The organism is Lysinibacillus sp. NPDC093190, assembly GCF_050280425.1.
GTDB lineage: Bacteria > Bacillota > Bacilli > Bacillales_A > Planococcaceae > Lysinibacillus.
In genome coordinates, this window is the sequence record NZ_JBNNVG010000014.1 from 1 (window position 1) to 19,352 (window position 19,352).

Sequence of the window (19,352 nt, forward strand, 5' to 3'; positions counted from 1 at the left end):
ACAGAAATAAGGCACTTCCTGTTCAAAATCGAACAAGAAGTGCCTTATTTTTATCTGAGAAAGGTTCGCTTTTATGAAAACGTAAGTTTTTCAGTACCCTCCCATTTGGTTCGTCAGTTTTTTCGTTTATGGCTAGGAGAAAAATTTAGGGGAAAATCCGCAAAGATATAAGGGTGGGCACCCAGATAACGAAGCGGATTTTTACTACCTAGAAAGGCAAACGGAAATCTTATGGTGATAAAATTTATTGGTGTGCCAATACATCTTCAATCAAAAATGCGATGTAGAGATTTGTTTTTGTAAATGGGTTACTTAAGTCCATATCTAATAGCGTTTCTATTTTTTTTATTTTATAAAGTACTGTGTTGCGATGAATAAATAGACGTTCGCTAATCCTACGGGTACTACCATTTTCCTCGAGAAAAATGCGTAAAAATTGTACATAATCTGAGTTATGCAATTCATCATAGCGATAAAGCATACCTAAGATGTCTTGGCTATATGATTTGATTAATGTTTGATTTTGCACGGCCATGATAATTTTGTAGGCACCGATTTCTTTATATTTATATAGGAAACGATTGTTATGAAGTTTTGCTAATTGGATTACTGTTAATGACTCATCATAGCTTTTGCGAACATTTTCCAGCTCTTTATGATAATTTCCTTTACCAATGATAATATCCAAGTAACCATTTTTTTGCGTAATTTTGTCGTAAATTTCTTCAACAACTTTTGAGAAGGGAGTATTTGGCGTAATGATTTGTGCTCTGTCGATTAAAAAGATGAGGTGATTTTTATGCTTTAGTTTTAAGAAGCGTTTATATCTATTTTGAAATGCAAATTGGATCATGACCTCGTAACGGTCAATAGTAGCTTGTGCACCATTTGTTGTACATGAAATGATGGCTAGCTCCCTACCTTGTGGAAAACCTAGTAGTGCTAATTGATCTTTAATGTAGTCGGCGTTTTGTTTGTAGTGAAAAAGTAAGTTATAAAGAATCTTTTCTTCGATAGAAAGCTCTTGATGGTGATTGGCGATAAATTGAAATGTTGTTTTTAATAGATCTGCTATTCGATAATTCCATGGCATGTGAAAAATAGGGAAATCATGTTCGTTGGCAAAAGTGATGACTGATTCTGGTATATTTGGAATATATGGGCCGGTATTGATGATAAAACCTGCTACTTTTTTAGAGAAAGCTAGTTTTACAAGTTGCTCTAAGGAATCTCCTTCTGAAGATAAATTAATACCTGTAGTCACGACTAATTCATTAGGTCTACAAAACATAATTAAATCGATGCTTTCTACTACGTTAATCCCTGTAACTCTTCGAAAAGTTCCGCTATGTCCAGCTACTAATGTTAGCATTGGGAATTGGATTCCCTCTACAATTTTGCGAATTGTCCCCATTTTCCCCCCCCTTATTATGAACATAACTTATCATATATTATGTGCAGATGCACATATTTTTTTAGTTTGCTATCTATATCTCATAATTTTTATCTTTTATAGAATGTGTATAACTACTGTGAAAGAGAGGACTTGCATATGTATAAGTGTAATAGTAGACGATTGCAAGAGTTAATTGAACAATTTAGTCAATTTGGAGCTACTGAAAATGGTGGCGTAACTCGTTTGTCTCTTTCGAATGAGGATGTATTAGCAAGAAACTATTTTTGTGAGTGTTGTGAAGAATTAGGGATGGACATCAAAGTCGATGATATGGGTAATATTTATGCCATTCTACCTGGGAAAAAGGATATCCCTCCAATTATTATGGGGTCGCATTTAGATTCCGTTGAAAAGGGTGGGAAATTTGATGGTGTATTAGGCGTTTTAACGGCAATAGAGGCCATTAGAACGTTAAAGGAAAATGAGATTGAGCTAGATATCTCTATAATGATTGTGAATTTTACGAATGAAGAAGGTGCTCGTTTTGATCCTGCAATGATGAGCTCTGGTGTCATCTCAGCTAAATTTGAAAAAGAAAAAATGCTGCAATCTGTCGACAAAAATGGCACTAGTTTCAAAGAAGCACTGCAAGCAAGTGGTTATGAGGGAGATCAAGAAAATCGTTTAAAGGAAGCACTTGCTTATATCGAATTGCATATCGAGCAAGGACCTGTTCTAGAGGCGAAGCAACTGGAAATAGGAGTTGTTGAAGGTGTATTAGGCATGGTTTGCTATGAAATTATGGTTTCAGGGCAGTCCAATCATGCTGGAACGACACCAATGACAATGCGTCAAGATCCGATGATCGTAACTTCAAAAATCATTACGTATTTACATGAAGAGCTCGGAAAAATTGATGAACAGTTAGTGTTTACCTTTGGGCGAATGAATGTTTCTCCAAATATTCATACCGTTATACCGAACAATGTGACATTTACGATAGATTCACGTCATCAAAAACAAGAAGTTATGCAAAAGGTTGAGGACATACTGAATAATCTTTCTGCAGAGGATATGGGCTGTAGCATTAAGCCAGTTAAGCTATGGGGTAGAGATACAGTCTATTTTGATCCTCTTATTTGTAATGAAGTGGAAAGGGCTTGTCAGAGCTTCGGTTATACTGCGCACCGGATGTTTAGCGGGGCGGGGCATGATGCGCAATATATAGCAAGCATTGTTCCATCAGCGATGATTTTCGTACCAAGTATTAACGGTAAGAGTCATTGCGAGGAAGAGGAAACAACATTTGAGGATTGTGCGAAAGGAGCAGATGTATTACTTGAAACAGTGTTGACGCTGCAAACAAAGTTCAGTATGGGAGAGACCTACACGTTACATTAAGGTGGATTTTCTTAACATTGTCATGATTGAGCATTCTCCATTATTTTACGAAGGGTGAGGGGCAGAATGAAAAAAATTATTAAAGGTGGACGAGTGGCGACAGCTGCAGATGTTTTTGAGGCAGATATTTTAATTGAAAACGGAAAAATTGTTCAAATTGGCAAAAATCTATCCGATGCTGGGGCAGAAGTTATTGATGCAACCGGTAAATATGTGATGCCAGGAGGAATTGATCCGCACACACATTTAGATATGCCATTTAATAATACTGTAACAGATGATGATTGGAAATCTGGTACCATTGCAGCGGCTTTCGGTGGGACAACTACTATTTTGGACTTCTGCTTAACGGCTGGCGAGGAAAAACTTTCAGTTGCAGTTGAAAAGTGGCATGACAAGGCGAAGGGGAAATCAGCCATCGACTACGGATTCCACTTAATGATTGGTGATTTAACCCCTGAAACAGAAGCCGAATTGCCACAAATCTTAGAGCAGGAGGGCATTACTTCGGTAAAGGTATTTATGGCTTATGCAAAAGAATTTCAAGCAACAGATCGCACCCTTTTTAAGGCTTTTAAAATAGCGAAAGACCTCGGTGCTGTTGTTATGGTGCACTGTGAAAATGGTTCTGTTATTGATGAGCTTGTAGAAGAGGCGAGACATGCAGGTCATAAGGAGCCTATTTATCATGCGCTCACTCGTCCAGCTGAATTAGAAGGCGAAGCGACGAAACGTGCAATTGAGTTAGCCTATATTGCTGGTGCTACCCTTTATGTTGTCCATGTAACATGTAAAGAGGCGGTAGATGAGATCATTGCTGCGCGTGAAAAAGGCTATGACGTCTACGGTGAAACATGTCCACCTTATTTAACTTTGGATCAATCTGCTTTAGCACAACCTGGTTTTGAGGGTGCAAAATATGTTTGGTCCCCACCACTTCGCCCGAAATACCATCAGGATCATTTATGGAATGCTCTAAAAGCAAAACAACTACAAACAATTGGCTCTGATCAGTGCTCATTTAGTTTTAAGGGTAAAAAGCAGTTAGGATTAAATGATTTTTCTAAAATTCCTAACGGTGGACCTTTTATTGAAGACCGCTTCAGTATTTTATATTCAGAAGGTGTTGCAAAAGGAAAAATTTCTATTCATGAGTTTGTCGATATGATTTCCACAAGTGCAGCAAAAATATTTGGTTTATTCCCACAAAAAGGAACGATTGCAATCGGTTCTGATGCCGATATCGTTATTTTTGATCCAGAGGTAAAACGAGAAATTTCGGCTAAAACACATCATATGAACGTGGATTATAACCCATATGAGGGATGGGAAGTAACAGGTGAACCAGTAACTGTTCTAGTACGTGGAGAATATGTCATAAAAAATAAAGAATTTGTTGGTGTACTAGGTAGCGGGCAATATATTAAACGTCCATTAAAAGCTACAGCTGGAGAAGCACTAAACATTTAGCATTATCCTGCATTAACGGGTAGTAATACTCCTACCGCAAAATTTTAGCAAAAGCAAAGAAGTTAAGTGGGAGATAAACTGCCCGTAAAAGCCCGATTCGTTCAACTAATAATCAGTGGGGGATGAAGAAAAACCCCACTGATTAAAGTTTCACTTTATGACCGATTGCTTTGGATGGAGAACAGAGCAATCGGTCTCGTACTATCTTCATTTAGCTACATCTACCTCTATAAGTGGTGAGATAAATGTTAAATGTGGCTCTTTTTTCAATGGTTCTAACATCAATTACGCCAAGGTGTAATAAAAAGGAAAAAATGAACACATGAGGGGGGATGTGGAAATGGCTCCGAATCAAGAAAATGTAATGTCCCAACAGTTAACACGTAATTTTATGGAATTGACTAGCAGAATGACGAAGAGTGAAGCAATAGAGGAATCCAATCGCTGTCTTTATTGCTATGATGCACCATGTATTAAAGCCTGTCCAACGAGTATTCAAATCCCGAATTTCATAAAAAAAATTGCTTCTGGTAATATGAAGGGCTCTGCTACGACTATATTAGAAGCAAATCCAATTGGTGCAAGCTGTGCAAGGGTTTGTCCAACGGAGGAACTATGTGAAGGGGCGTGTGTGTTAAATTCCTCAACAAAGCCAATTAAAATCGGAGAGCTACAGCGCTATGCAACAGATTGGGCAATGGAAACGAATGCTCAGCTATTTAAGCAAGGGCAAAGCAATGGACTGAAGGTAGCGATTATTGGTTCAGGTCCCGCTGGTTTATCGGCTGCTCGTGAACTAAGCCGATTTGGTTATCAGGTTACTATTTATGAAGCTGAATCGAAAGCTGGTGGCTTAGGGAGCTATGGTATTGTGTCGTTCCGTTTACCAAACGAAGTCGTTGATTGGGAAATTGAACAAATTGAAAAGCTTGGTGTGGAAATCAAAACAAACACAACTGTCGGTGTTGATATTTCTGCTGATGAAATCTTGGAGCAATATGACAGTGTTGTTTTAGCAGTCGGTATGGGAGCTGTGCCAAATCTGGGCATTGAGGGTGAAGATTTAGACGGTGTTCATGATGCGATTGAGTTTGTCAGAAAAACAAAAATGGGACCGCTTACAAAAGATATTGTTGGGAAGCGAGTGGCTGTCATCGGTGCAGGAAATACCGCGATTGACGGTGCTACATGTGCAGTGCGATTAGATGCTGACAATGTTCAAATTCTTTATAGAAGAACACAAAAGGAAATGACTGCGTACAAATTTGAATATGAATTTGCCAAGCAGGATAGTGTGGAGTTTAAGTGGCTAGCATCACCGAAAAAAATTATTGGCAATGAGTCAGGTGAGGTCGTAGGCATTGAATGTGTGAAAATGAAGCTCGGTGAAGCGGGTGCTGATGGTCGACAAAGACCTGAGGAGATTGAAGGGTCCAATTTTATTATTGAAGTGGAAGCTGTTATTAAGGCGATTGGGCAAACACGTTTTGTGTCACTGATTGAAGCTTTTGGCTTACAGCATACAAATGGCGTTGTCGATATTGATGAAACGACAATGCGAACTTCGAATGACAAAGTATTTGCATGTGGAGATGTCGTCTTTGGAAATGGCCAGGGCGAGGCGATGGTTGTAACAGCTGTACAGCAAGGAAAAGACGCAGCATACAAGATCCATGAACGTTTAAGAAAACCAAGTGAGATTGCATAAGGGAGGAACTAATATGGCAGACTTACGCATTGACTTAGCGGGCATCAAATCGCCGAATCCATTTTGGCTTGCTTCAGCACCGCCAACGAATTCAGGCTATCAAGTACAACGCGCATTTGAAGCGGGGTGGGGTGGTGCTGTATGGAAAACATTAGGTGATCCAATTTTAAATGTTTCTTCCCGCTTTGCAGCTGTTAGCTTTAACGGACAAAGAGTAGCTGGCTTCAATAATATTGAACTGATTACGGATCGTCCGTTAGAGGTAAATTTACAAGAAATTTATGAAACGAAAAAAAGGTTTCCACATCACGCAATCATCGCTTCCTTAATGGTGGAGCCAAAGCAAGAAAAATGGCATGAGATTGTTAAACGAGTAGAAGATGTAGGGGTTGATGGTCTTGAGCTTAACTTTGGTTGTCCACATGGGATGGCGGAACGAGGAATGGGGTCTGCTTCTGGTCAAGTACCTGAATTGGTGGAAAAGCAAACGTACTGGGTGAAAGAGGCAGCGAAAACACCAGTAATTGTGAAGTTAACGCCAAACATTACCGACATTACAGTAACGGCAGAAGCGGCTACAAGAGGTGGAGCAGATGCTGTTAGTATGATTAATACGATTAACAGCTTAGCGGGTGTCGACCTAGATACATGGAATACAGTGCCTCATGTAGCAGGAAAGGGCGCACATGGTGGTTATTGTGGTCCTGCCGTTAAACCAATTGCACTCAATATGGTTGCAGAGTGTGCCCGTAATCCATTAATCAATGTTCCGATTTCGGGCATTGGTGGTATTTCCAACTGGCAAGATGCTGCCGAGTTTATATTAATGGGAGCAACGGGCGTACAAGTTTGTACAGCAGCAATGCATCATGGCTTTAGTATTGTTGAAGATATGATTGATGGACTCAATAACTATTTAGACGATAAAGGCATTGCCTCTGTCATGGATTTAGTAGGTCGCTCAGTTTCTAGATATTCCAATTGGGGTGACCTGGACTTAAACTATAAAATCGTGGCTGAAATTAATAACGATGTTTGCATTAACTGTAACAAGTGCCATATTGCATGTGAAGATACTTCGCATCAATGTATCGATTTATATTCAGAAAATGGTCGCCCAATGCTGAAAGTTCGGGAAGAGGACTGTGTAGGCTGTAATTTATGCTCAATCGTTTGTCCTGTAGATGGTGCTATTACAATGGTTGAACGCAAATCTACAGTTCCACCAATGACTTGGAATGAACGTCAATCTCTGATTAGTAGTCTATCTAAGTAAAAAGTCTAAAATCAATTTCGCCTTGGCGTTATTGCGTTTGGAGGCTGAATCTTCATTCGTAGGGTGTTTGAATTCATCCCACTATTCTCTGAGGTAGGAGTATTTTGCCGAATGAAGATAAACTGAAATTCCACCTTCCTTCAGCATTTTCGTTGAAGGAAGGAATAACCTCATGTAAGTTGTCACGGAAATTTGATAAAAGAAGGAGAGATTATATGGAACGTGATGGGAATTATTTAAAATCCCCAGATTTACTTCCAGTGACACATCAGCAAAGAAATATTGGAACATTTGGTTTTGCAGTAATTTGGATAGGGATGGCAATTGTTTTAGCGGCTTTTGCAATCGGTGGCTCAGCAATCATGAGCTTACCATTGCCTATGGTAATTTTAGCAACGTTAATTGGCTCTTGCCTAATTGGTGTATTTATGACGTTGATTGGTGATATAGGCATTGAACATGGCTTATCATTCCCAGTATATATGCGTGCTCCGTTCGGTACATTTGGCACACATATTCCGTCACTTGTCCGAGGTGTAACGGCTGCATGTTGGTTCGGTCTGAACACTTATTTTGGAGCATTAGCGATAAACGGCATTTTAAATTTACTTTTTAGTTTTGATAACTGGTTTGTCTGTTTCATTGTCTTTGCAGCACTTCAGTTATTTAATACATCACTAGGTATTAAATCTATTGAACGCTTTGCAGATTTAGCAGCACCAGTTATTATTTTAATTTCCTGCTGGATGTATTATACCTTGGCAGATAATGCAGTAGCTCAAGGGAAAAATATTTGGACGTGGGTGGAAGCGCCAACAACAGGATTCACTGCCTTCACTGCATTTATGGTAGTGATTATGGCGAATATGGGATTTTGGTCGACGCTAGCAGCCGATATGCCTTCACTTTCACGCTTCTTTAAAGCACCAAAAAATGAACGCAACTGGTTCAAACGCAATAAAACACAACTGGTCGGCTCATTAATCGTCATGCCGATTACAAATACTTTCATAGTGACAATTGGTGCTGTGTGCTATATGGCTGTTGCCTCTGCTGATCCTATCAATGCACTACAGCAAAGTGCAAGTGGCTTTATTTTAGGAATATTACTGTTAATGATTGTATTAGCACAATGGTCAACTAACACCTCTGCAAATGTTATCCCAGCTGCAACGATCTTCTCAAATATCGGTGGGCCAAAAGTGCCGTTTTGGGTTGGGGTTGTTATTGCAGGAATAATTGGTATTCTAGCACAACCATGGAGTTTATTTGATGTGTTAGTAAATGCACTTTTAATTATCGGAGGAATTTTAACAGCAATCGTTGGTATTTTATTTGCTGATTACTATTTAATCCGTAAACGTCGCGTGCATGTAAAAGCACTTTATGACTTAGAGGGTCAATTTAAATATTGGAATGGCTTTAACTTAGCTGGTTTAATCGCTTGGATTATCGGTGGTGCAGTGGCAAATGTATTCTCCACTTATTCCTCATTAATAGGGTTTTTTATAGGCGCACTTGTATATTATGTATTAGTGAAGTATTGGTGGTTCAAAAAATACCCTCAAGCTGAGCTAGAAGATCCAAGTGATGCAAAATATTTAGGGATTACAGCTGGTCACAATTTGGATGAACTATTTGGACAGCAACAAGCGCCTGCTCCAACTGTTGTTCCAGATGAGAATGATGTCGTTGAACAATCAGATCCGCTGTTAAAAGGTGCTAAATAATATTAAACACCTAACAGAATATCAAGAGGTTGATGAACGGAAAGGTGAGGTGATTGCATGTCAGAACATCAACAAAGCACAGAGGAAATAAAAAAAGTGGATCATTATTTAGATAGCGGCTTTAAAATTAAATATGTTTATGAAAATTTAAGTGGTATGTTTGTAGAATTTGCGCGTCAAGAAGAGGTTATTTTGCTGCAAATTCTAACATCAGATGCACGCAAATATTTCTCTGCAAAGCTCCAAGAACAGACGTTATTACAGTAAAAAAGTAAGAGGCTGGGACAAAAGTGTTTCAGCCAACAAAAATACCGAACTATCCAATGAAACGCTCATGAAGTGTTTCGAAATAGTTCGGTTTTTCTATTTATCGTGTTTTGTTAATTTAGAGATTTTTCGGCTTTATGAAGGAACCATTTAGTTATGTCCCAGCCTCTTTTTTACGTAATCAAATAGGCTTTTACTCTAAGTTGATTCGTTTACGGCTAAAGTGATGGATAGAACATTCAAAGTAACGGATAGAATACCAAAATGCTCAGAATCCTTGTCCTATTATTGCCATAATCGTGTTTTTCCTAAAAATACAATTGTGTTTTTCAATAGAATTTATTATTATTATAAGATAATTCATCGTAGAAAGAACTTTAGAAAGAGGCGTAATTGAGTGGCAAATAAAGAATTAAAAAGAGGATTAGAGGCACGTCATATCCAAATGATTGCTCTTGGAGGAACTATTGGCGTGGGCTTGTTTATGGGGTCTGCTAGTGCCATTCAGTGGACAGGGCCTTCCGTGCTCCTTGCATATGCTATAGCAGGTATATTTATTTTTTTCATTATGCGAGCAATGGGAGAGATGCTTTATGTGGAGCCAAGTACAGGTTCCTTTGCAACGTTTGGCTATAAATATATACACCCATTAGCTGGTTATTTAACGGCGTGGAGTAACTGGTTTCAATGGATTATTGTTGGAATGTCAGAGGTTATTGCAGTAGGAACATATATGCAGTATTGGTATCCAAATTTACCTGCATGGATTCCAGGTTTAATTGCAATGGTGATTTTAGGTGTTGCCAACTTTGTTTCTGTTAAATCTTTTGGAGAATTTGAATTTTGGTTTGCCATGATTAAAATTGTGACGATTGTTTTAATGATTGTTGCAGGCTTTGGACTTATTTTCTTTGGGATTGGTAATGGTGGCGTGGCAATTGGATTATCGAATCTATGGAATCATGGAGGCTTCTTTACAGGTGGCTGGACGGGGTTCTTCTTTGCGTTATCATTAGTAGTTGCAGCCTATCAAGGCGTTGAGCTTATTGGGATTACTGCAGGAGAAGCGAAAAACCCTCAAAAAACGATTACAAATGCGATTCAAAGTATTATTTGGCGTATTTTAATATTTTATATCGGTGCAATCTTTGTCATTGTAACAGTTTATCCGTGGAATGAATTAGGTACGATTGGTAGTCCATTTGTTGCAACTTTTGCAAAGGTTGGAATTACCGCTGCGGCAGGAATTATTAATTTTGTTGTTATTACAGCGGCAATGTCAGGCTGTAATAGTGGAATTTATAGTGCGGGACGTATGCTGTATACGCTTGCCATGAATGGACAAGCACCTAAATTTTTTGCGAAGCTTTCAAGTAATGGTGTTCCGATATTTGGCACAGCAGGCGTACTAGTTGGTTTGGTTATTGGTGTTATTTTAAGCTATATAGCGCCAAAGAATTTATTTGTATATGTATACAGTGCAAGTGTATTACCGGGGATGATTCCTTGGTTTGTTATTTTAATAAGTCAAATACGATTTAGAAAAATAAAAGGTGAAGAACTGTCAAAGCACCCATTCAAAATGCCATTTGCACCATTTACAAACTATATAACGATTGCCTTTTTAGTCATGGTGCTAATCGGTATGTGGTTTAATGATGATACTAGAGTTTCTCTTATTGTGGGAGTTATTTTCTTAGCTCTTGTTATCATTAGCTATTATGTTTTTAGAATTGGAAAAGAACGTCCAGTTAATAAATAATGAAATGTTAAAAGGGTGTATTTCTACTATGAGATGCATCCTTTTTAGTTTTGTAACAACGATTTTACCCATTTTGCCTGTTTATTGTTAGCATCTTTAAAATGGGACAAAAATAAATAATGTGTATCAATAAACAAAGGTTGATTTTCACTCCGAGTTGGCGCTTTCCGCGGGCTTGGCTTCAATCTCCTCGTCACCTCGTTCCTGCGGGGCTTTCAGCGCAAGCTAATCCCGCAGGAGTCGCCACTCTCCGTGAAAAATCAACAGCTCCTCAACAACAGTATGAGTAGGCAAGCTGAACCAAAAGAGTATAGCTTTGATTAAACTATCAAAAAGATCCTGCTTATTAGGAATGTTTGATTATTTTCATCTAAGTCAGCTCTCTATAGATGAAAAAAAGGTGTATCGACGCTCCTCATAAAATTTATCGGGGTCTCAAGATTAAATTTCATTACATCTTTAAGCATTTAGGAATAGCGTTTTAATTAAAAGGGACAATCCATTAAGAATTGGATTGTCCCTTTTAACTATTGTTCTTTTCGCATAATAAAGCTTAAATGTCTGCCAGCCTGTTTATCTTGACGGTAGGAAAAACCTTCTGGGCTGAGATATGTGCATGTTGAATCAATCGAAATCTGCTTAGTTGGAATACCTGCAAGCTCACATTGTTTTTTGACAGTTTGTTGATTATCGATATGATATTTATTTGTTTGTGTATTGTAATACATAAAGTCCTCAGCATAGCCTAGGTTATGGAATTTTTCATAGACATCTGCATCCACTTCAAATTTCTGCTGACTAAGTGCCATACCGATTTGTATGTGAAAATCTTGTGGATTACATTGTTCATGCTCCATCAAATGTTGAAAAAGCTTTAATGTCACTTCCTTGCCAGTCCCTTGCCAGCCTGAATGCACTACGCCAATAAGGCCATTGACTTCATTATAAAAAATGACAGGTACGCAATCGGCTGTAAAACTACATAAAAGTAAATTCGGCTCTAATGTATAAAGGGCATCGGTATTACTAATGGCAGTGTCCATTTGCTCAGCGCCGCGTCCTTTATCAGAAATCGTGACTTTATGGAAATTAGCACTATGTGTTTGTTGAGTGCAAATAAAATGATTTAAGTCACAATGTAAAGTAGCTGCTAATTTTTTTCGATTTTCTAGTACATCTGCTTCATTCACACATGTATGCAGTGCCATATTGTTGTGTTCTAGCTCGATGTCATCTTTTAAGGTAGTGCCTGCGATAAATTGTGCGTTATCAAAATAAATTTTAGTTTTCATATCATCACCTCGTCTTACTATATATGATTGGTTAATGAATGTATAGGCGCTTACTCTTAAGATTTTTTAGAGCCATGAGTATTTTCTACAATTCTTTTGACATAAAGAATAGATTTCTTCACATATAGTATCGAAGAATCAATATTAGAGGGAAGGAGTTTGTAAAAATGACGCCAGAGATTTTCTTACTAATCTGCCAATTAGGCTCGGGGCTTTTTTGGATTATTACATACATACTCGTCATCAAACAAGGATTTCAAGATAAGAAATATGGCATGCCAATGGCCGCAATTTGTGCCAATATTTCATGGGAATTTATCTTTTCATTTATGTATCCGCAAAATGACCTGCAAAAGATTATTAATTTGCTGTGGTTTCTTTTAGACATTTTCATTATGATGCAATTTTTACGTTATGGTTATAAGGAGTATAAAAAAATTATTCCGAGAAAGATATTTTATTCATCTTTTTTCATAACACTCGTCGTAAGCTTTTTCACGATTTTAGCGATGATGCATGAATTCGTAGATATGATAGGCATGTATGCAGCATTTTTACAAAATCTGATGATGTCAGGGCTTTTTATCGCCTTATTCATACAAAGAGGGAACTTAAGTGGACAATCAATGGGTATAGCCGTCTGTAAAATGATCGGTACTGTGTTTGCAGCAATTGGATTCTATATGTCATTTAGAACACCATTGATTACTATTATTTCGCTTGCAACCCTGATTTATGATTGGATTTATATAGTATTAATCTATAGGTTTTATGTGAAATATGCAAAATAAAAAATTCCCTTCATCTATAAAAAAATAGCACTCTACAAAGTCACTCATCTTTGTAGAGTGTTTTTAGTTTATACAAATAAAAATGATGAAATGAAACACACTATCAGCAATACACGAATAAGATGTCTCTGTAGTATGACGATAGGGTAGGTGTTTTATGTTGAAAAAGAAGTGGATGACCATACTATGTATAATATGTACAATTGGGCTAGTTGGCTGTCAGGGGAAATCTACGGATGAGAAAAAACAAGAACAACAAATTCAAGAGTCAGAGCAAAAAGCTGAGGATTTAAAAAAGCCTGTTACCTTTGAACAACAACAAACAAAGCCTGTCGTTGTTGAAATTGTGGACCCTTCTACAAAAGCCATCATTCAAACAATATCACCACAAGAAATGGACTATGAAAGTGATAGACAATCGTATACAAAACAAATTGAGCAATTAGCAAAAAAATTAGCGAGAGGGCATGAAAAAACAGTCGGCTATGATAAGCGTATGATACTCGATAAGCTGGACGATCAAGGAAAAGTAATTAAAGGGAGTCCTTTAATTGTTTTAAAAGAAAGTGAATTAGTAGAGAAAATATTAGAAGTATCAGCGACCGGTGGTAAAGTGGAGATGCCTCTTTATATTACAGAAAGCGGGTATTATTTTGAAGATATTCCTTCTTTAGAAAACGTAGTTGTTGCATCTTATACAACTTACTTCAATGCCCATGATGTAGGAAGAAATAAAAATATTGAACTTTCTGCGAAGGCAATCAACAATGTTATCGTTGGAAGTGAAGATTATTTTTCCTTCAATACAGTCGTTGGACCAAGGGACGAAGTAAATGGTTTTCAGCCTGCACCAGAAATCATCAACAAAAAGGTTGTGATGGGCATTGGGGGAGGTGTTTGTCAAACGTCCTCAACCTTGTTTAACGCAATTGATCAAATACCAGTAAAATTTGTAGAACGTCATCACCATTCTTTAGATGTTGGGTATGTTCCAAAAGGAAGAGACGCTACAGTTTCCTATGGGGGCTTAGATTTTAGATTTCAAAATACAACTAACGTACCATTTTTAATTAAAGCTAACTATAGTAAAAATGCTCTTACAGTTGAGATAAGAACAGCAGAAAAATATGTAGCAATCTTGAAAAAGCCATAGTAGTTTTTTCGAAGACACTTATGCCAAAGGTGTCTTTTTTTAGGTGTCATGCTATAGTTAAATTGAGGTATTTCAGTATAATTGTGTTATGAGGAAGGGGAAAAATAATGCATCCGAAACTACAGGCAGCAATAGATTCTATTGATTTTTACCAGGTAACATATCCAGAAGATGCTTGTATTATAGTTGCTGATACTGAGAAAGTCATTGCCTATAAGCCAGGAAAACAAGTGGACTTAAAGATTAAAGTTGGTGATCCTATAGTGAAGTATCGTGGAACAACAACTGAAAAGGCTCTTAGCTCAGGAAAGTTTATTAGGGAAGAGCGAGGTTCTGAGGATTTTGGAATGGCGTATATTGCCTCAGCACAACCTATTTTTGATGGTGGGAAAGTAGTTGGTGTGTTAAGTGCCATTATTTCGAATGAAAAAATGGATGGTATGCGTTTATTAGCGACAGAGCTTTCTAGTTCTGTTGAAGAAATGATCGCAACGAATGAAGAGTTAGCAGTAGCAAGTGTAGATGTATCAAATCGCTTGGAGGAGCTATCCAACTTTTCGGAATCAATGACTGGAGATATTCAACAAATCAATACGATTGTTAATTTAGTAAAAGATTTAGCCATGAAATCTAAAATTCTTGGATTAAATGCTTCCATTGAGGCTGCTCGCTCAGGTGAGCATGGACGGGGCTTTGCTGTAGTAGCATCTGAAATACAGAAAATGTCTCAAAGTAGTAATGAAAGTGCCAATAGCATTACAAATCAATTAGAAAGCATTAAACAATCTATTGATCAAGTCAATGAATCAGCAAATCAAATCGCAACGTTTACCCAGCAATTTTCTGTGAGTATGCATGAATTAACCGATACTTATAAAGGAATTAACAGCACAGCAGAAAAATTAATGCATATTAGCGAGGTAAAAGCCTAACATATAAAAGGATAATAGCAATTTAAACGCTATTATCCTCTACATTTATATGATATTTAAAATTTCTTGTGGTGTAGCAACTTTGTATTCGGGCTCTTCTTGTTGTACAACTTCAATAGCGTCATATCCCCAACTAACCCAAATAATAGGCACGCCTACTTTTTTGCAGGCTACGATATCTCTTTGCTCATCACCAATGTATAAAACTTCTGATGGTGTAATGTTTGAATCTTTTAAAAATTTCTTCATTACTTTATCCTTTCCAAAAATACGGTTTGAGCAAAGAACATTTGATATACACTGAATGCCGTTCATTTTTAGAAATTCTAAAATGTTCTCCTGTGAATTGGAGGAAATAATAAGGATTTTATAGCCTCTTTTATCAATATCCATAAGGACTTCTTTAATACCATCATAAAGATGAACATCATTTAATGACTGACGATACAAGCGATAAAACTGTGGTAAAATCATGGGCAATTTATACATAGGAAAGTCGAATAATTTACTACGTTCCGCTATAGACAATTTTTTCAATGCTTCGATTTCCTTTAACTCAATTCCTTTAAATTTATATTTCAGCGCAAGTGTATTCCAAGCTGATGCAAACACTGCCGTAGAATCTGCCAATGTTCCATCAAAATCAAAGATAATATATTTCATGACAAATTTTCTCCTTTAATCATCTAGTTGTAAAGACGTTTTTTTCTTGAAAATGTTACTGCCTATTTTTAAAATAATGACATGATTATACAGAATATGAAACAGCGTATTATAAATAACCCCAGATGACTATTTTTTTTACTAATGGGTAAATATTTTTTCAGGTTCTTTGGTAAATATTGTACCGAAAAATGCTTTGAATTCAATAACGAAATCATCTTTAAAATATTTTTATTTAGTTAAATGGACAAAAAAAGTACCTGTCATCCGTTGTTTGAGTTGGGTGACAGGTACGACTATTATGAAACATCTTGTGTTGTATCTCGTTTTTTTGTTAAATAATATGCATTTACTGAGGAAGTAATAGGAATGATAAGTGCGATTCCAATACCTGCGCAGAATATCATAATAAGTTCAGTGGCAAATATTTTAGAATTAACAATTTCGCCAATTGAATAAGATAAATCTTTAAACCATATGAGCAAGCTTAAATATCCACCGAAGAAAGCGAAAAATAATGTATTTGTATCTGTACCTAAAATGTCCCTTCCAATGCTTAAACCTGATGTAAATAATTTTCTTCTACTAATTAACGGGTTATGGTGAAGAATCTCATGCATGGAAGTAGCGATGGAAATGGCAACATCCAAAATTGCACCAATCGTGCTCATAATAATAACGGATGCTCCAATTTGCACAAAATTAACCCCAATATAAAGTGAAAAAATACTAATTTCTTCTGTAGATTCTTCCCCGAATCCTCGAATCATTGATTTCTCCGTTACAAAAACAATGAATAGTAATAAAATGACAATCGTAATCATCGTAGAAATGAATGCAGTTACCGTTTTACTGCTCATTTCATTAATAAAAAATAAGCTAATCCAGCTAATGACGGTACAGGCAATGAGCGTTAATACAATCGGACTATTTTTCTGATTGGTCATTAAAAAGATAGTGATAAAGAGTACTCCAAAGTTTAAAAATAAAGATAGAAAAGATCGAACACCTTTTTTTCCACCAATAGCGATCATCAATATGAATAAAATGGCAGTTAACCATACTAATACATTCATTATTTTGCCCTCTTTCGATTAATGAAAAAAATAGAAGTATATAGACTGATCGGAATCGTTAAGACAACACCGATTCCACCTGCTAGGGCTCGGGCTAATTCTAACGAAAGGTTCAAGGAAAGTGTTTGACCTAATGGATAAGAATTTTTTAAATATAAAATTAACATAGGAATTGAGCCACAAATATAAACAAAAAACAAAATACTTGTAATCGTTCCCATAATGTCTTTCCCAATATCCATACCTGAGGTTTTCAGTGCTTTGTCAGAAATATTGTGGTTTTGCTCAAATAAAGCGAACATTGAAGAAGCCATGGTAATGGAGACATCCATTACAGCCCCTAGTGCTCCAATAAATAACCCAGCCATAAAAATCACTCGATAAGGTCGCGTTAAAAATTGCATTTCTTCATATCGAATTCCATTCTCGTTTGTGATCCACAGTACTAAAGCGCTAATCAATAACGAAATAAATGTTCCTAAAAGTGTTGCAACAATCCCTGCATATGTTTTTTCATTCAAGCCGTTAATGAGCATTAAAGAAATGATCGTAAATAAAAGAACACATACCCCACTTATAAATATCAAATTTATATTTGAATGCACATATAAATCCAAGGCGAAGGATAATACAAGAGAATTTATAATTAAACTGATGATTGAGAATAATCCTTGTCTTTTTCCAACAATCAGCAAAGCAAAAATAAAAATCCACGCTACTATCAAGACGAACTGATCACGTTTTACGTCTAAAATTGTCCCAGCCAAATCTCCATTTTTGTCCGTATTTGCTTTAATGGAAACAAATAATTTATTCCCAACATGGTACTCTTGGTCGTAGGCACCAGATGCTGAATACTCATTTGTAAAATGAATAAGCTTCCCTTTTTCTTCACCATTTTTTAATATAGCTGTAATTAGCTGAGTATATAAATGATCATCATTTTCATACATATCCGTTACAGGGTTTGATTCTTTTAATTCCGTTTTTATAACTTCAGCAATTGGACGATCATAAAAAGCTTCATTGTGATAAACGAAAAAAACAGAAGCGATAAAGCAAATTGCCATAAAGGTATAAAATATAATTTTGTTATAAGACTTTTTCTTCAAGATGTTTTGCAATAAAAAAACCTCCAATGTGAGAAGGGAATCTAATCAAATTCGTTGCGTTCATTGTTAGAGTTGACACGAACAATGACTCACAATATCATTATGATTTTTTAACTTCTTTCAGCAGAAGTATCCCACCTCTATAGGCGGTGAGATGAATGCGAATTTAAGTTACTTTTCTGCGGGTGTCCAAACACCTGTACCTGTCGCTACGCTTTCGGTACAAAAGACATTTGCTGAAAGAAGTTAGAGCCTCCGGTGGATGTCACGGAATCGGAAAGGAATTGAATAAAGGATGTTAGCCTAAAATCATCGCATCCATGCGATAACGGCTAACTGACCTGCATCGGTGCCGCTGCCGCTACGCTTTCGCGCAAAAAACATCTGCAGGCCTAAGCACAAAGCCGATTCCGGACGCAATTACGCCGAGGCATAATTGATTGTCAAGCAGATTAAAAAAGTGCCATTATATAGTAACGTGCTAATTGAATAGAGGTTCCTTAATTATATAATCGAGGCTAAACTGGCTTTTAAGTTAGTTATAGCATATTTAAATTATTGTTATTCATTGAGAAGTTTATTAATTAAATCACTTATAGAGAAATATTATGTGCATAGTCGTGTTGATTAGGAAAATAGAGGTTTATTATTAACCAATCAAAGGTTTTATTGTTGATTTTTTGATTATGTACGACCGTTTTTAGCTGGTTGTAATAGAGGAAGCGGTTCCGTCACTCGCCCGCAGTGGAAATTGGCTTCTTCCAAATAATAGGGGTAAGCAACACACCTTATTTGGCTCAGACACGCCAATGAAACGAGCGGGACAACCATTTGAGCTTGCACCTACCTATATTTATTTAGCCTCCGATGACTCATCCTTCGTTACTGGTCAAGTACTACATGTGAATGGGGGTATATAATGACGGAAACTTAGGCAATTAAGGGATTTGTGTTTTTTAACGTTTTGTGATAGATTAGTAGATACTAAATTCGAAAGGAGGTAAAAGTGATGGAAACTGTATTCGCAAAAGGCTTAGCAGAAAAAGAGGTAAAATCTTACATGCTTGGTGGGGATTTGCTATCAAAGGGAGAAGTCTGCCCTTTTTTAAGCAAATTTCATATCGAAAACAGATTCCGGAAGCTTTTGCCTTCTTATTTTAACAATTGTAGTCATTAATTTTTGACGAACTTGTATAAATATATTTATGCAATTATGGCGCCGGTTCTGTACGGCGCTTTTTTACGTTCCATTGTGAAATATAAGGAATCTTTCCCTTACTTGTAGGGTTTTTTTCGCACTTTTAAGGCGCCGTTCTTCGGCGT

At 36.8% G+C, this 19,352-nt stretch carries 16 protein-coding genes and 1 pseudogene; 12 read left to right on the forward strand and 5 right to left on the reverse strand.

Annotation, left to right across the window (positions count from 1 at the left end):
- Positions 1-244: 244 nt before the first annotated feature.
- Positions 245-1,414, reverse strand: a complete 1,170-nt coding sequence (locus ACQKOF_RS12410; RefSeq protein WP_427557265.1) for a PucR family transcriptional regulator — start codon at positions 1,412-1,414, stop codon at positions 245-247.
- Between the two features lie 138 nt (positions 1,415-1,552).
- On the opposite strand from ACQKOF_RS12410, the gene ACQKOF_RS12415 reads away from it, so the two are divergent.
- From ACQKOF_RS12415 to ACQKOF_RS12445, 7 genes are all read left to right on the forward strand, one after another.
- The gene (locus tag ACQKOF_RS12415; protein ID WP_427557268.1) at positions 1,553-2,797 is read left to right on the forward strand and encodes a Zn-dependent hydrolase; all 1,245 of its coding nucleotides are present in this window, start codon (positions 1,553-1,555) and stop codon (positions 2,795-2,797) included.
- Between the two features lie 66 nt (positions 2,798-2,863).
- Entirely contained in the window at positions 2,864-4,267 is a 1,404-nt protein-coding gene (gene hydA / locus ACQKOF_RS12420; RefSeq protein ID WP_427557270.1) for a dihydropyrimidinase, read from the forward strand.
- Between the two features lie 340 nt (positions 4,268-4,607).
- Positions 4,608-5,975 carry an NAD(P)-dependent oxidoreductase gene (locus tag ACQKOF_RS12425; protein WP_427557273.1) on the forward strand — a complete coding sequence of 456 codons (1,368 nt, stop codon included), beginning with the start codon at positions 4,608-4,610 and terminating at the stop codon, positions 5,973-5,975.
- Positions 5,976-5,988: 13 nt separating this feature from the next.
- A complete protein-coding gene (gene preA / locus ACQKOF_RS12430; RefSeq protein ID WP_427557276.1) occupies positions 5,989-7,251 on the forward strand; it encodes an NAD-dependent dihydropyrimidine dehydrogenase subunit PreA in 1,263 nt (420 codons plus the stop codon).
- A gap of 215 nt (positions 7,252-7,466) precedes the next feature.
- Positions 7,467-8,981, forward strand: a complete 1,515-nt coding sequence (locus tag ACQKOF_RS12435) for an NCS1 family transporter (RefSeq protein ID WP_427557279.1) — start codon at positions 7,467-7,469, stop codon at positions 8,979-8,981.
- Between the two features lie 57 nt (positions 8,982-9,038).
- The gene (locus ACQKOF_RS12440; protein WP_427557281.1) at positions 9,039-9,248 is read left to right on the forward strand and encodes a hypothetical protein; all 210 of its coding nucleotides are present in this window, start codon (positions 9,039-9,041) and stop codon (positions 9,246-9,248) included.
- A 397-nt stretch (positions 9,249-9,645) separates the two neighbouring features.
- Positions 9,646-11,010, forward strand: a complete 1,365-nt coding sequence (locus tag ACQKOF_RS12445; protein WP_427557284.1) for an amino acid permease — start codon at positions 9,646-9,648, stop codon at positions 11,008-11,010.
- A gap of 527 nt (positions 11,011-11,537) precedes the next feature.
- Here ACQKOF_RS12445 and pgeF read toward each other — a convergent pair.
- Positions 11,538-12,302, reverse strand: a complete 765-nt coding sequence (gene pgeF / locus ACQKOF_RS12450; protein ID WP_427557286.1) for a peptidoglycan editing factor PgeF — start codon at positions 12,300-12,302, stop codon at positions 11,538-11,540.
- 167 nt (positions 12,303-12,469) lie between these two features.
- Between pgeF and ACQKOF_RS12455 the strand changes: the two genes are divergently transcribed.
- The 3 genes from ACQKOF_RS12455 (at position 12,470) to ACQKOF_RS12465 (ending at position 15,178) form a co-directional block, all read left to right on the forward strand.
- Complete coding sequence (locus tag ACQKOF_RS12455) at positions 12,470-13,093, forward strand: hypothetical protein (RefSeq protein WP_427557289.1); 624 nt, start codon at positions 12,470-12,472, stop codon at positions 13,091-13,093.
- 160 nt (positions 13,094-13,253) lie between these two features.
- Positions 13,254-14,246: a VanW family protein gene (locus ACQKOF_RS12460; RefSeq protein ID WP_427557292.1), complete on the forward strand. Its 993-nt coding sequence runs from the start codon at positions 13,254-13,256 to the stop codon at positions 14,244-14,246.
- 107 nt (positions 14,247-14,353) lie between these two features.
- Positions 14,354-15,178, forward strand: a complete 825-nt coding sequence (locus ACQKOF_RS12465; RefSeq protein WP_427557294.1) for a methyl-accepting chemotaxis protein — start codon at positions 14,354-14,356, stop codon at positions 15,176-15,178.
- A 45-nt stretch (positions 15,179-15,223) separates the two neighbouring features.
- Here the strand turns inward: ACQKOF_RS12465 and ACQKOF_RS12470 are convergent, their stop codons facing one another.
- The 3 genes from ACQKOF_RS12470 to ACQKOF_RS12480 all read right to left on the reverse strand — a co-directional run bounded on the left by ACQKOF_RS12470 (position 15,224) and on the right by ACQKOF_RS12480 (position 17,987).
- Positions 15,224-15,841 (reverse strand): HAD hydrolase-like protein, encoded by a 618-nt coding sequence (locus ACQKOF_RS12470; RefSeq protein ID WP_427557297.1) that lies wholly within the window; start codon positions 15,839-15,841, stop codon positions 15,224-15,226.
- 299 nt (positions 15,842-16,140) lie between these two features.
- Complete coding sequence (locus ACQKOF_RS12475; protein ID WP_427557300.1) at positions 16,141-16,917, reverse strand: YibE/F family protein; 777 nt, start codon at positions 16,915-16,917, stop codon at positions 16,141-16,143.
- Positions 16,917-17,987 (reverse strand): YibE/F family protein, encoded by a 1,071-nt coding sequence (locus ACQKOF_RS12480; protein ID WP_427557534.1) that lies wholly within the window; start codon positions 17,985-17,987, stop codon positions 16,917-16,919. Before ACQKOF_RS12480 ends, ACQKOF_RS12475 begins: the two co-directional genes overlap by 1 nt.
- Positions 17,988-18,820: 833 nt before the next feature.
- Here ACQKOF_RS12480 and ACQKOF_RS12485 point away from each other — a divergent pair.
- Both ACQKOF_RS12485 and ACQKOF_RS12490 read left to right on the forward strand, forming a co-directional pair.
- Positions 18,821-18,963, forward strand: a pseudogene (locus ACQKOF_RS12485) (SDR family oxidoreductase); the annotation flags it as partial.
- Between the two features lie 75 nt (positions 18,964-19,038).
- Entirely contained in the window at positions 19,039-19,206 is a 168-nt protein-coding gene (locus ACQKOF_RS12490) for a hypothetical protein (RefSeq protein ID WP_370048625.1), read from the forward strand.
- The last annotated feature ends 146 nt before the right edge of the window (positions 19,207-19,352 follow it).